Origin of the sequence: Pseudomonas sp. B19(2017) (genome assembly GCF_002113165.1) — a bacterium.
Taxonomy (GTDB): domain Bacteria; phylum Pseudomonadota; class Gammaproteobacteria; order Pseudomonadales; family Pseudomonadaceae; genus Aquipseudomonas.
Map to the genome: position 1 here is coordinate 216,568 of NZ_NEJR01000005.1, position 14,301 is coordinate 230,868.

General features: G+C 63.7%; 10 protein-coding genes. 8 read left to right on the forward strand and 2 right to left on the reverse strand.

Annotated features, from left to right (window positions below; all coding sequences use genetic code 11):
• Positions 1-78: 78 nt before the first annotated feature.
• Complete coding sequence (locus tag CAF70_RS10195; protein ID WP_085624591.1) at positions 79-2,379, reverse strand: fatty acid cis/trans isomerase; 2,301 nt, start codon at positions 2,377-2,379, stop codon at positions 79-81.
• A 179-nt stretch (positions 2,380-2,558) separates the two neighbouring features.
• Between CAF70_RS10195 and metH the strand changes: the two genes are divergently transcribed.
• Positions 2,559-6,266 (forward strand): methionine synthase, encoded by a 3,708-nt coding sequence (gene metH, locus CAF70_RS10205; protein WP_085624595.1) that lies wholly within the window; start codon positions 2,559-2,561, stop codon positions 6,264-6,266.
• Positions 6,267-6,432: 166 nt separating this feature from the next.
• A complete protein-coding gene (locus CAF70_RS10210; protein WP_085624597.1) occupies positions 6,433-6,648 on the forward strand; it encodes a DUF2970 domain-containing protein in 216 nt (71 codons plus the stop codon).
• Between the two features lie 277 nt (positions 6,649-6,925).
• Here the strand turns inward: CAF70_RS10210 and CAF70_RS10215 are convergent, their stop codons facing one another.
• Complete coding sequence (locus tag CAF70_RS10215; RefSeq protein ID WP_085624599.1) at positions 6,926-8,002, reverse strand: ABC transporter substrate-binding protein; 1,077 nt, start codon at positions 8,000-8,002, stop codon at positions 6,926-6,928.
• A gap of 213 nt (positions 8,003-8,215) precedes the next feature.
• On the opposite strand from CAF70_RS10215, the gene CAF70_RS10220 reads away from it, so the two are divergent.
• From CAF70_RS10220 to CAF70_RS10245, 6 genes are all read left to right on the forward strand, one after another.
• Complete coding sequence (locus CAF70_RS10220) at positions 8,216-9,868, forward strand: nitrite/sulfite reductase (RefSeq protein WP_085624601.1); 1,653 nt, start codon at positions 8,216-8,218, stop codon at positions 9,866-9,868.
• Positions 9,852-10,346 (forward strand): DUF934 domain-containing protein, encoded by a 495-nt coding sequence (locus tag CAF70_RS10225; RefSeq protein ID WP_063914061.1) that lies wholly within the window; start codon positions 9,852-9,854, stop codon positions 10,344-10,346. Before CAF70_RS10220 ends, CAF70_RS10225 begins: the two co-directional genes overlap by 17 nt.
• 353 nt (positions 10,347-10,699) lie before the next feature.
• Entirely contained in the window at positions 10,700-11,503 is an 804-nt protein-coding gene (dkgB, locus tag CAF70_RS10230) for a 2,5-didehydrogluconate reductase DkgB (RefSeq protein ID WP_085624603.1), read from the forward strand.
• Between the two features lie 4 nt (positions 11,504-11,507).
• Complete coding sequence (locus CAF70_RS10235; protein ID WP_085624605.1) at positions 11,508-12,461, forward strand: TIGR03571 family LLM class oxidoreductase; 954 nt, start codon at positions 11,508-11,510, stop codon at positions 12,459-12,461.
• Complete coding sequence (locus CAF70_RS10240; RefSeq protein WP_085624607.1) at positions 12,458-13,648, forward strand: MFS transporter; 1,191 nt, start codon at positions 12,458-12,460, stop codon at positions 13,646-13,648. The genes CAF70_RS10235 and CAF70_RS10240 overlap by 4 nt, the downstream gene beginning before the upstream one ends.
• A gap of 146 nt (positions 13,649-13,794) precedes the next feature.
• Positions 13,795-14,259: a nuclear transport factor 2 family protein gene (locus CAF70_RS10245; protein ID WP_085624609.1), complete on the forward strand. Its 465-nt coding sequence runs from the start codon at positions 13,795-13,797 to the stop codon at positions 14,257-14,259.
• Positions 14,260-14,301: the final 42 nt, after the last annotated feature.

A 14,301-nucleotide genomic window follows, 5' to 3' on the forward strand; every position in this document is an offset into this window, starting at 1 on the left:
CGAATGGGGCTGCACAGCAGCTCCCGGACCACCCACCCATTCCGACCGCAGGGTAATCGGAAAGGTCAGCCCGACCGATCAGAGGTTCTCGTAGCGGTTCATGTCCAGCACGCCCGCCTCGACCGGCTCGGTCTCCTTGATGTAACTGTTCAGGTCATGGAAGTAGCGCCAGAACTCTGGATGACTGCGGCGCACACCCCAGCGCATGACAATGCGCTCGAACCTGGCCGGGTCATCTTTCGCATACTCCATGTCCTCGACGAACTCCGGCACATCCTTGGCCGGGATGTTGAAGATGAAGTTGGGGTAGCTACTGAGCACGCCCGGATACAGGGTCAGGGTATCCAGCCCCGGCTGGTAGCGGTAAGCCTCGCCCAGCAGGAACGCCACGTTGCTGTGCGCACGGTTGCGCAGCAGGCTGTACACCTGGCGCTGGCCACCCTGCCCTTCGATGCGCAGCATGGTCGCCTCGGGCAGCTGGTTGATCACCTTCAACCCGGCAGCCGGGCGCGACACCAGGCGGCTGAGCGACTGCTCGGCATTGCGGAACTCTTCACTCTCCTGCGGCCGTGAGCAGAATGCGCCCTGGCAGCGGTTGATCGGGTCAGGCGCGGCATTCAGGCTGCCGGTGCGCTGCAACAGCTTCAGGCCAAAGTCACGCTTCGGGTCGCGAGCGTCGAGCTGGATACCGCTCGGGGTATCGGTGTCGATGTCTTCATAATCCATCCACATCTTCACCTTGCCGCTGTTCTGGTACCAGTCGCCGAGAATCGCCTGGCGCTGGTCGGCCGGCATCAGGCGCAGGAAATTGATCTCGGCGCCGTTGCGGATAAGGTCGAAGTACAGGCGCGTCTGCAACTGGTGCGAGACGTTGCCGAACACATCGAAGTTGACTGCAAGCTGGTAATAGGTGCGCTCGAACAACGGGTAGTCGAACAGCCACACGGTCAGCGGCACGTCACCGATCAGGCCCTTGGTGACCGAGGCGCTGTCGAAGTGGCGGAAAATGCTCAGCAACGCGTTGTCGTTGCCGGCCCACAGCGTCGCCCAGCCCGGCGCCGGCATGTCGGCATAGGCTTCGCGGCGCAGTTTTTCGTACTCGTTGCGCTTGTCACGGTAGGCGTGCCACAGGCTCAGCACGCTGCCCACGTCATCGATCTGCCCTGGCATGGCCAGCAACGGCGTGGCCTTGCCACGGTACTCGGCATCGGTGATGTAGCGGTCATGGGCCGGTTCCTGGAACAATGCCCAGAAGTTGTCGCGGATCACGTCGGTGGCGATCTGCCCACGGCATACCGGGCCACGGATGAAGGTGCGCACGAAGTACTCGGCGTTATCCAGCATGAACTGGTAGCGCGCCACTGCCGGGATCGCTTCGAAGGTTTCGAACGGGTTGGCCCGGTGGCGCGGGCCATAGCCTGGCAGCGCAGTGGCATGCCAGTCACCGGCGTAGAACAGCTGCTTGACCCGCTTGAGCTTCTGCGGCCCCATCGGGTAGGTGATGTGCGTCTTGTGCACGATCACGCCCTGCACCGGAATCAACCGGTAGTAGAAGTCGGTGCCCGGCGGGTCATTGGGGCGGCGCGTGGCGATCAGGTCGACCGGCTGGCCGCTCGGCGTGCGCGAACGTACCCACTGGAAGAAGTGGCCCTGCTCGCCACCGACGAAGTAGATGTGCGCCAGGAACAGGTGCTCGTACAGCCAGCGGCCGACCAGCGCTTCGGTGGAACCCGGGCGGTTGAGCAGCTCTTCCCAGTCGGCGATCTGCTTGGCTTCAGCCGCGCTCGGCTTGATCGGCTGGTACTCGACCGGCGCACCGGCGGCCAGCCAGCGGCGCATGGTGTCGTATTCCTTGTCGGTCAGCCCGGTAACCGCCAGCGGCATGCCTTCCCTGGGGTGGGCGCCGGCATAGGCATCGAACTCATGCGGCAGCGGGCACATGTTGTTGCGGTTCAGGCCCAGGACGATTTCCTCGGGCAGCTTGGCGTTGGGCGTGAGCGGGGTCTTGTGCCCCAGCTCGAGCATGCGCGCCATCAGCGCGGCCTGGCTGCCCTGGCTATCGAGCACCGAGTAGAAGCCCTTCTTGCGCCACTCGCCCTCGCTGTGGGCGTCGTAGAACAGCCGCGTGGTGGGCACTGCCTTGCTGCGCTCGCCCTGGTACACCGGAACCTTGGTGGCCCCGCGCACCGCGCCTTCAGGGCTTTCCAGCTTCAGTTGGCAGGCGGCGTCGTTGCAGGCGTGGCAAGCCACGCATTTCTCGGTGAAGATCGGTTGAATGTCCCGGGTGTAGGAAATAGCCGGGCTTGACTGGGGGGCTTGCCCGAACGCCACACTGCTGAGGAGCAGGGCGAAAACGCCGGCAAGAATACGATGCACCATGTGCGGAAAGTCCTGGGTATTGAAAGCCATCACGATGTGTTGCCTGGTCGTCCTTGGGTGCCCTGCTCGACGCCCGCCCAACATGAGCCATTTTCATGCAAATGGGCGATATGCCTAAAAACCGCGCAGCTTTGTTATGATTCTGCACCTTCTGAAATTTGCCCGACCAGGTAGTTCCTATGTCCGACCGCAGCGCTCGTCTCCAAGCACTCCAGAACGCACTCAAAGAGCGCATCCTGATCCTCGACGGCGGCATGGGTACTATGATCCAAAGCTACCGGCTCGAGGAACACGACTATCGTGGCACGCGGTTCGCCGATTGGCCAAGCGATGTCAAGGGTAACAACGACCTGTTGCTGCTCAGCCGCCCGGACGTGATCGCCGCCATCGAGAAGGCCTACCTGGATGCCGGTGCCGATATTCTCGAAACCAACACCTTCAATGCCACGCAGATTTCCCAGGCCGACTATGGCATGGAATCGCTGGTCTACGAGCTGAACGTCGAGGGTGCGCGCATCGCCCGCCAGGTGGCCGATGCCAAGACCCTGGAAACCCCGCACAAGCCACGCTTCGTCGCTGGCGTGCTCGGCCCTACCAGCCGCACCTGCTCGATTTCCCCGGACGTCAACGACCCCGGCTACCGCAACGTCACCTTCGATGAACTGGTAACGAATTACATCGAGGCGACCCGCGGCCTGATCGAAGGCGGCGCTGACCTGCTGCTGATCGAGACCATCTTCGATACCCTCAACGCCAAGGCGGCGATCTTCGCCGTGCAGCAGGTGTTCGAGGAAGACGGCATCGAACTGCCGATCATGATCTCCGGCACCATCACCGACGCCTCGGGCCGTACCCTGTCGGGCCAGACCACCGAGGCGTTCTGGAACTCGGTACGCCACGCCAAGCCGATTTCCGTGGGCCTGAACTGCGCACTCGGCGCCAAGGACCTGCGCCCCTACCTGGAAGAGCTGGCGACCAAGGCCGACACCCATGTCTCGGCCCACCCCAACGCCGGCTTGCCGAACGCCTTCGGTGAATACGACGAAACCCCGGCGGAAATGGCCGTGGTGGTCGAGGAATTTGCCGCCAGCGGCTTCCTCAACATCATCGGCGGCTGCTGCGGCACCACCCCGGGCCACATCCAGGCCATTGCCGAGGCCGTGGCCAAGTACAAGCCGCGAGAAATTCCGGAAATTGCCAAGGCTTGCCGCCTGTCGGGCCTGGAGCCGTTCACCATCGACCGCCAGTCGCTGTTCGTCAACGTCGGCGAGCGTACCAACATCACCGGTTCCGCCAAGTTCGCCCGGCTGATCCGTGAAGAGAACTACACCGAAGCCCTGGAAGTCGCCCTGCAGCAGGTCGAGGCCGGTGCCCAGGTGATCGACATCAACATGGACGAAGGGATGCTCGACTCCCAGGCTGCCATGGTGCGTTTCCTCAACCTGATCGCCGGTGAGCCGGACATCTCGCGCGTGCCGATCATGATCGATTCGTCCAAGTGGGACGTCATCGAAGCCGGCCTGAAGTGCATTCAGGGCAAGGGCATCGTCAACTCCATCTCCATGAAGGAAGGCGTCGAGCAGTTCAAGCACCACGCCCGCCTGTGCAAGCGCTATGGCGCTGCAGTGGTGGTGATGGCCTTCGACGAGGTCGGCCAGGCCGACACTGCCGCGCGCAAAAAGGAAATCTGCCAGCGCAGCTACGACATCCTGGTCAATGAGGTGGGCTTCCCGCCGGAAGACATCATCTTTGACCCGAACATCTTCGCCGTCGCCACCGGCATCGAGGAGCACAACAACTACGCCGTCGACTTCATCGAGGCCTGTGCCTACATCCGTGACCACCTGCCCTACGCCCTGAGTTCGGGCGGTGTGTCCAACGTATCGTTCTCGTTCCGTGGCAACAACCCGGTGCGTGAGGCGATCCACTCGGTATTCCTCTACCACGCGATCCAGAACGGCCTGACCATGGGTATCGTCAACGCCGGCCAGCTGGAGATCTACGACGAGATCCCGGCAGCACTGCGTGAAAAGGTCGAGGACGTGGTGCTCAACCGCACCCCGCACGGTACCGACGCGCTGCTGGCGATTGCCGACGACTACAAGGGCGGCGGCGCCACCAGGGAAGTGGAAAACGAAGAATGGCGCTCGCTGCCGGTGGAAAAACGCCTGGAGCACGCACTGGTCAAAGGTATCACCGCGTTCATCGTCGAGGACACCGAAGAGTGCCGTCAGCAGTGCGCCCGCCCGATCGAGGTAATCGAGGGTCCGCTGATGAATGGCATGAACGTGGTCGGCGACCTGTTCGGCGCGGGCAAGATGTTCCTGCCCCAGGTGGTCAAGTCGGCGCGCGTTATGAAACAGGCGGTGGCACACCTGATCCCGTTCATCGAAGCCGAGAAAGGCGACAAGCCGGAAGCCAAGGGCAAGATCCTGATGGCCACGGTAAAAGGTGACGTGCACGACATCGGCAAGAACATCGTCGGCGTGGTGCTGGGCTGCAACGGCTACGACATCGTCGACCTTGGCGTGATGGTGCCGGCCGAGAAGATCCTGCAAACCGCCCGCGACGAGAAGTGCGACATCATCGGCCTGTCCGGCCTTATCACGCCGTCGCTGGACGAGATGGTCCACGTTGCCCGCGAAATGCAGCGGCAGGGCTTCCAGTTGCCACTGATGATCGGCGGTGCCACCACCTCCAAGGCACACACGGCGGTCAAGATCGAGCCCAAATACAGCAACGACGCCGTGGTCTACGTCACCGACGCTTCGCGCGCGGTGGGCGTTGCCACCCAGTTGCTGTCCAAGGAGCTGAAAGCCGGCTTCGTCGAAAAGACCCGCCAGGAATACGAGGAAGTACGCGAGCGCACCGCCAACCGCAGTGCCCGCACCGAGCGCCTGAGCTATGCCCAGGCGATTGCCGCCAAGCCGCAGTACGACTGGGCTGGCTACCAGCCAGCGGTGCCCTCCTTCACCGGCGTCAAGGTGCTGGAAGACATCGACCTGCGCACCCTGGCCGAGTACATCGACTGGACCCCGTTCTTCATCTCCTGGGACCTGGCCGGCAAGTTCCCGCGCATCCTCACCGACGAAGTGGTCGGCGAGGCTGCCACGGCGCTGTACAAGGATGCCCGCGAGATGCTCGACAAGCTGATCGACGAAAAACTCATCAGCGCCCGCGCGGTGTTCGGCTTCTGGCCGGCCAACCAGGTGGCCGATGACGATATCGAGGTATACGGCGAGGACGGCCAGGCCCTGGCTACCCTGCACCACCTGCGCCAGCAAACCATCAAGCCGGACGGCAAGCCCAACTGGTCGCTGGCCGATTTCGTCGCGCCGAAGGCCAGTGGCGTCACCGATTATGTCGGTGGCTTCATCACCACCGCCGGCATTGGTGCCGAGGAAGTGGCCAAGGCCTACCAGGACAAGGGCGACGACTACAGCTCGATCATGGTCAAGGCCCTGGCCGACCGCCTGGCCGAGGCCTGTGCCGAATGGCTGCACGAGCAGGTGCGTAAAGAGCACTGGGGTTATGCCCGCGACGAACACCTGGACAACGAGGCGCTGATCAAGGAGCAGTACCGCGGTATTCGCCCGGCCCCTGGCTACCCGGCCTGCCCGGACCACACCGAGAAGGAAACCCTGTTCCGCCTGCTTGATGGCACGGCCATCGGCGAGACCGGGCCGAGCGGCGTGTTCCTTACTGACCACTTCGCGATGTTCCCGGCGGCGGCGGTCAGCGGCTGGTACTTTGCCCACCCGCAGGCGCAGTACTTTGCCGTGGGCAAGGTCGACAAGGACCAGATCGAACGCTACAGCGCGCGCAAGGGCCAGGATGTGAGCGTGAGCGAGCGCTGGTTGGCGCCTAACCTGGGTTACGACAGCTAAATCGGCGCTGGCTTCTTCGCGGGCTTGCCCGCTCCCACAGGGACCGCCCTGCTCTTCAGGGCTGCGCAGTACCTGTGGGAGCGGGCAAGCCCGCGAAGAGGCCGGCAAAGCCAACCTCATTGCCTACACTGTCCCTGATTGCCTCTGATTTTTTTCAGGAGCCACCATGGACGATTCCAGCCAGGGCAAGCCCCCTACCTTCTGGCAGATGCTGCAAAGCATCCTCGCTGCCGCCTTCGGCGTTCAAAGCGGCAAGAACCGCGCCCGCGACTTCACCCACGGCAAGGCCAGCCATTTCATTGCGCTGGGGACGCTGTTCACCCTGGTGTTCATTGCCGTGCTGATCGGCCTGGTGCAGTTGGCCCTGCACCTTGCCCGCTAGCGGTGCCGGCAAAGCAAAAACGCCTGCGGGATTCCCTCCGGCAGGCGCTCTGGCTGCTTCATGGTCTTGAAAACAAGTCTACTGGTGGCTGACCCAATAAACGGCAGTGACCACCACCAGAACGATCAGGCAGAGGATCGCCCAGGCATCGACGCTGCTGTCAGCTTTGCGGACCTTGGTTGAGTTTCCCATTGCATTGCCTCTTGTAGTGGTTATGGGAATGCACATCACCCAAAGCAGTTAAGACGAGCAATGCCCTTCCCTCAAGCAGGGTCTTTCAATAATTGATCGGTGACGTCAGAAAGGGGTACTGATAGCCAGGCGGCCGCCCTTCAGCGCTGTACTGCTGGAAATCGACGCCATAGTCGGCCCGCTCCAGCAGTTTCAGCCAACGCTTTGCCCTGTCCTGGTCGATCAGCTGCAACACCGGCATGCGATGCTCGCGCAGGCCGTCGCGGTTCACCGCCAGCCCCAGGGCGTCATCGTGCAGCATCACCATGGCCCAACCGCCAAGCGTGAAATGCCCGCCCATCAGCACGCTCAGGCGCCCCTCGATACGTGCCCGCAGGGCATCCGGCGAGCTGTTGATGGCGCTGAACAGCACATCACGCCCCGGCTTGCGCCCGGCCTCCTCGAACGCCTGCATGGCACCAAAGGCCATCTCGTCATTGGCCGACCACACCAGGCGAGTGGCCGGGTAGCGCTCCAGCAGCTGCTGCGCCTGCTCATAGGCGCGCTGGCGGCTCCAGCCGCCATACACCATTTGACGCAGACGCACCTGGGGGAAATCGGCCAGGGCGCGGCGCATGCCTGCCTCGCGCAGCTGCGAGGCCGGCGTGGTCTTGACCCCGGCGAAGGCCACCAGGTCCACCGGCCCGCTGTCGCGGGGCAACTGCGCGACCATCTGGTGCAGCATCTGGAAACCCGCCTGCTCGTCGTTGGCCGTCAAGGTGCCCAACAGCTCGGCATACTTGTCGGGCTGGGCCTCGATGCTGCGGGCCTGGCTGGCAGTAAGGCCGTTGTTGACCAGAAACAGCTTGACCCCGCTGCCACGCGACAGGCGGATGATCTCCGGTGCCACGTATTGCTCGTTGACCAGCACCAGGTAATCCGGCCGCTGCGGCCCGCTCAGGATCGACCTGGCGTGGGTCAGTGCCAGGTCGGCGCGGCGCTCGCTGTATTCCACGCGCAGGCTCATGCCCAGCTCATCCGCGGCGGCCTGCATGAAGCGGGTGTAACTGGTCCAGAACGTCTCGGTGGACAGCCCCGGATTGATGAAAACCACCGAAGCCGGCTGCGCGCTTGCCGCCAGTGGCAAGGCAAGACACAAGCTATGGCACAACGCCTTGAGCATGGGCTGACATCCCTGCGAAGCAAACAAAGGATTATAAACGCCGGGCCACGCCCAGCGCACAAATGGCAGTCAGTCTCACATAGTCCAAATGGTTCTTTTCATATGCAAAAACATCACTTTAGCGCATAAACACAACCTGCTATCGTTCCTCGGCTCCGAAGCGGAGTGCGCGGCCGTGCGCGCGAATAGCTGCATGCCTGAGACAGGACTTTTATGTACGTATACGACGAGTACGATCAGCGGATCATCGAGGACCGCGTCAAGCAGTTCCGTGATCAGACCCGCCGCTATCTGGCCGGTGAGCTGAGCGAAGAAGAATTCCGCCCTCTGCGCCTGCAGAACGGCCTTTATATCCAACGTTTCGCACCGATGCTGCGTGTCGCCGTGCCGTACGGCCAGCTCAACGCCACCCAGGTCCGCACCCTGGCCAAGATCGCCCGCGACTACGACAAGGGCTACGCCCACATCTCCACCCGCCAGAACGTGCAATTCAACTGGCCGGCACTGGAAGACATCCCGGACATTCTCGCCGAACTGGCCACCGTGCAGATGCATGCGATCCAGACCAGCGGCAACTGCCTGCGCAACACCACCACCGACCAGTTCGCCGGTGTGGCCGCAGACGAAATCGTCGACCCGCGCCCGTGGTGCGAAATCGTCCGTCAGTGGACCACCTTCCACCCGGAATTCGCCTACCTGCCGCGCAAGTTCAAGATCGCCATCAACGGCTCGCAGGAAGACCGCGCCGCCATCGAAGTGCACGACATCGGCCTGGAGCCAGTGCGCAATGCCGCTGGCGAACTGGGCTTCCGTGTGCTGGTCGGTGGCGGCCTGGGCCGTACCCCGGTGGTGGGCTCGTTCATCAACGAGTTCCTGCCATGGCAGGACCTGATCAGCTACCTCGACGCCATCCTGCGCGTGTACAACCGTTACGGTCGCCGTGACAACAAGTACAAGGCGCGGATCAAGATCTTGGTCAAGGCCCTTACCCCGGAAGTGTTCGCCGAGAAGGTCGAGGCCGAAATGGTCCACCTGCGTGGCGGCAGCACCACCCTGACCGAAGCCGAAGTGCAGCGTGTATCGCGCCACTTCGTCGACCCGGCCTACCTGCCCCTGGACAACGTCGACTACGCCGCCCAGGACGCCGAGTACCCAGGTTTCGCCCGCTGGCGCTCGCGCAACACTCGCGCCCACAAGCGCCCTGGCTACGTGGCCGTGACCCTGTCGCTGAAGCCCACCGGCGTTGCCCCGGGCGACCTCACCGACAAGCAGCTGGACGCCGTGGCCGACCTGGCCGAACGCTACAGCTTCGGCTTCCTGCGTACCTCACACGAGCAGAACATCATCCTCGCCGACGTCGAGCAGCGCCAGCTGCACGCGCTGTGGCTGGAATTGCGCGAAAGCGGCTTCGCCACCCCGAACATCGGCCTGTTGACCGACATCATCTGCTGCCCGGGTGGTGATTACTGCTCGCTGGCCAACGCCAAGTCGATCCCGATCGCCGAATCCATCCAGCGCCGCTTCGACGACCTGGATTACCTGTTCGACATCGGCGAAATCGACCTGAACATCTCCGGCTGCATGAACGCCTGCGGCCACCACCACGTGGGCCACATCGGTATCCTCGGCGTGGACAAGAAGGGCGAAGAGTTCTACCAGGTGTCGCTGGGCGGCAATGCCGCACGTGGCGCGAGCCTGGGCAAGATCCTTGGCCCGTCCTTCGCCCAGGACGACATGGCCGATGTGATCGAGAAGCTGATCGCCGTGTACGTTGAGCAACGTACCGAGGAAGAGCGTTTCATCGACACCTACCAGCGTATCGGCATCGACCCCTTCAAGGAACGCGTCTATGCAGCGAATCATTAAGAACAACCAGATCGTCGACGAAACCTGGCACCTGCTGCCCAAGGAAACGTCCTTTGACGAGCTGACCAACTGCGACGACTACATCGTTCCGCTGCAGATGTGGCGCGACCATGCCCATGTGCTCAAGGCCCGCGATGGCGGCCTGGGCGTGTGGCTGGACAGCGACGAGCAGGCGGAAGAAATCGGCGAGGACGTGCATCACTTCCAGGTCATCGCGCTGAACTTTCCGGCCTTCACCGACGGGCGCAACTACTCCAATGCGCGCCTGCTGCGTGACCGCTACAAGTTCAAGGGCGAGCTGCGCGCCATTGGCGACGTGCTGCGCGACCAGCTGTTCTTCATGGCCCGTTGCGGCTTCGATGCGTTCGCCATCCGTGCCGACAAGGACCCGGAAGACGCGCTGCAAAGCCTGAAGGACTTCTCGGTGACCTACCAGGCCGCCACCGACGAGCCGCTGCCGCTGTTCCGCCGCCGCTGATCGTCATCTTGCAATGCCAGACAGCCCGCCTATATGGCGGGCTGTTTCGTTTCCCGACCCGGCCTCTTCGCGGGCTTGCCCGCTCCCACAGGTACACCTCAGGCTTCCAGGACAGTGGCATTCCTGTGGGAGCGGGCAAGCCCGCGAAGAGGCCGGCACAGGGCGAAACCGATATTCCAGCAGCACAGTCACGACTTGCCCGCCGATTCTTGACTGTGAATCAAATGACCTTGGCCCCACCCCACCTTAATCAATCCCCCTCAAACCCGCACACTGCTGCCCACACGAAGAGCGATCGAACCCGAGCGACCAGGCTCTATTCGGCTCACCCCTCACTCACCAGGAGCAGATCCATGAGCATTCCATCCTTCGGCCTCGGCACCTTCCGCCTCACCGGCCAGGCCGTCATCGATTCGGTCAAGTCGGCCCTGGAGCTGGGCTACCGGGTCATCGACACCGCACAGATCTACCAGAACGAAGCCGACGTCGGCCAGGCCATCGCCGAAAGCGGCGTACCGCGCAACGAGCTGTTCATCACCACCAAGATCTGGGTCGAAAACTACGCCGCCGCCAAGCTGATCCCCAGCCTGCGCGACAGCCTGCAGAAACTGCGCACCGACTACGTCGACCTGCTGCTGATCCACTGGCCAGCCCCAGGCAACGGCGTTGAGCTGCCCGAATACATGGCCGCCCTGGCCGAAGCCAAGAAGCTGGGTTTGACCCGCCAGATCGGTGTATCCAATTTCAACATCGACCTGACCCGCCAGGCCATCGAAGTGGTCGGCAAAGGCGAAATCGCCACCAACCAGATCGAACTCAGCCCGTACCTGCAGAACGCCAAGTTGACTGCGTTCCTCAAGGAGCAAGGCATCACCGTCACCTCATACATGACCCTGGCCTACGGCAAGGTGCTGAAAGACCCGGTACTGGCCGACATCGCCGCCAAGCACAAGGCCACCGTGGCCCAGGTTGCCCTGGCCTGGGCCCTGCAGCTGGGCTACGCGGTGATCCCGTCGTCGACCAAACGCGAAAACCTGGCCAGCAACTTGCTCGCCCGTGACCTCAAGCTAGACGCCGATGACATGGCACGCATCGCCAGGCTCGAGCGCAATGGCCGCGAAGTCAGCCCTGACGGCCTGGCGCCACTCTGGGATTGAAGCCATGACCACGCCCCTCGAACGCTTGACCGCTGGCGGCTTCAGTATCGGCCTGGAAGCGCCGCTGGACCATGACTGGACGCCCGCCGGCGATCAGGCGCGGCGCCGCGACGGCCGCCAGTTCGGCGAGCCGGACCTGGCCCGCCACGCAGAACTGGCACAACTGGCCGACCGCCTGGGCTACCGCGCGCTGTGGGTCCGCGATGTGCCGCTGTACGACCCGTCGTTCGGCGACGCCGCCCAGGTGTTCGAGGTGTTTGCCTACCTCGGCTACCTGGCCGGGATAACTCGCGACATCCTGCTCGGCACGGCTGCCGTGGTGCTGCCGATTCGCGAACCACTGCTGACCCTGAAGTCGGCCAACAGCGTGCAGCGCCTCAGCGGCAATCGCCTGCTGCTGGGCGTGGCCAGTGGTGACCGGCCGGTGGAATACCCGCTGTTCGGTCGGGATTTCGAGGGGCGCGGCAACGCATTCCGCCAACAGGTCGCGCTGCTGCGTGATGGTGCCAATGGCCACCTGCCCGAAGGGTTGGCCGTATTACCTGGCACCGTCTCGCCGCTACCGTTGCTGGTAGCCGGCCTGGCTCAGCAGAGCCCGGCATGGATCGGCAGCAACCTGGACGGCTGCCTGGCCTACCCCGGCACACCGGAGGACCACCGACACCGGGTCGCCGCCTGGCGTGCGGTGGCGGGCGACAAACCCTACAGCAGCTTTATCCACCTGGACCTGGCGGACAACCCCGACGAACCGCTGCAACGCTGGCGCTTCGGTTTCCGCGGCGGCCGCAAGGCGCTGGCGGCCGAGCTGGGCGCCCTGCGAGCGGCGGGCGTCGACCATATTGGCCTGCACCTGCGGCGTAACGTGCGGCCCCTGGACGAAACCCTGCGCGAAATCGCCGAATACGTATTGCCACAATTCCATGAGACAAAAGCCCAACTGACGGAGGCCGCCCCATGACAGGAGCATGCACAACGAAAGCCGGGCGCGTCCTGTTTGCACTGGCCATCGGTGCCTTCGGCATCGGCACCACCGAGTTCACTCCGATGGGCCTGCTGCCGGTGATCGCCCAAGGTGTCGACGTCAGCATCCCCAGCGCCGGCATGCTGATTACCGCCTACGCCATTGGTGTGATGGTCGGCGCGCCGATCATGACTCTGCTGTTCAGCCGTTTCGGCAAGCGCGCCGCACTGATGGCGCTGATGGCCATCTTCACCCTCGGTAACCTGCTGTCGTCGCTGTCGCCGGACTACTACACCCTGCTTGCCTCGCGCCTGGTCACCAGCCTCAACCACGGCGCATTCTTCGGCCTTGGCGCGGTGGTGGCCGCCAGCGTGGTGCCCAAGGAGAAACAGGCCAGCGCCGTGGCCACCATGTTCATGGGCCTGACCATCGCCAACATCGGCGGCGTGCCGGCCGCCACCTGGATCGGCCAGCAGGTCGGCTGGCGCATGGCCTTTGCCGGCACCGCGTTGCTGGGCCTGTTGGCCATGGCGGCACTGTGGTATGCCCTGCCCAAGGGTGAACGCGGCAGCGTGCCGCACGTGCGCAAGGAACTGGCGGTCATCGCCCGCCCCAGCGTGCTGCTGGCAATGGCCACCACCGTGCTCGGCGCCGGTGCCATGTTCACCTTGTACACCTACGTGGCACCGGTACTGGCCGAACTGACAGGCGCCTCTGACAGCTTCGTCACCCTCGGCCTGGTACTGATTGGTGTGGGCTTCACCCTGGGCAACAGCCTGGGTGGCCGCCTGGCCGACTGGTCGCTGGAAGGTGCAGCGCGGATCTTCCTCGCGGCTCTGGCGGTGATCATGCTGCTGATGCCGCTGGTGCTGGGCAGCCATATCGGCGCCGCCATCGCCTTGCTGGTATGGGGCATGTTCACCTTCGCCGTGGTACCGCCGCTGCAGATGCGGGTGATGATCGCCGCCATCGAAGCACCGGGGCTGGCGTCGTCTATCAACGTCGGCGCGTTCAACCTGGGCAATGCCGTGGGCGCGGCGCTGGGAGGTGCGGTGATCAGCCTGGACCTGGGCTATGCGGCAGTGCCGATGGCAGGTGGCATGCTGGCGGCTGCCGGGCTGCTGCTGGTGTGGCTGGGCGGGCGTAGAAAGGCTGCCGGGAAATCCGCAGCCGATATGGCCTGATCGCGCTCCTGCACGGGGACCGCGCCGGGCGTGGCACTTCGGCATTGTTCCACGCACTGCAATTATGATGTGCCAGGCACACCCATTCTCTGTTCAGCCAGCGGCTACTACTCTCCTACAAGCCAATCGAACTGAGGAGAATGCCGATGTCCCGCCCACCCCTGCCACCCTTCACCCGCGAAAGCGCCATCGAAAAGGTCCGCCTGGCCGAGGATGGCTGGAACAGCCGCGACCCGGCCAAGGTCGCGCTTGCCTATACCCTCGACACCGTCTGGCGCAACCGCGTCGAGTTCCCGCGAGGCCGTGCCGAGGTCGAGGCGTTTCTGACGCGCAAATGGAACCATGAACTGGAGTACCGCCTGATCAAGGAACTGTGGGCCTTCACCGGCAACCGCATTGCCGTGCGCTATGTCTACGAGTACCACGATGACAGCGGCCAGTGGTACCGCGCCCATGGCAACGAAAACTGGGAGTTTGCCGACGACGGGCTGATGCAGAACCGTCATTCGAGCATCAACGAGCACCCTATCAGCGAAGCCGAGCGCAAGTTCCGCTGGCCGTTGGGCCGGCGCCCGGATGATCACCCCGGGCTCAGCGAACTGGGGCTCTGATCAGCCCTGCGGCGGGCGCCTGGCCCGCTCCCACAGGTGTCG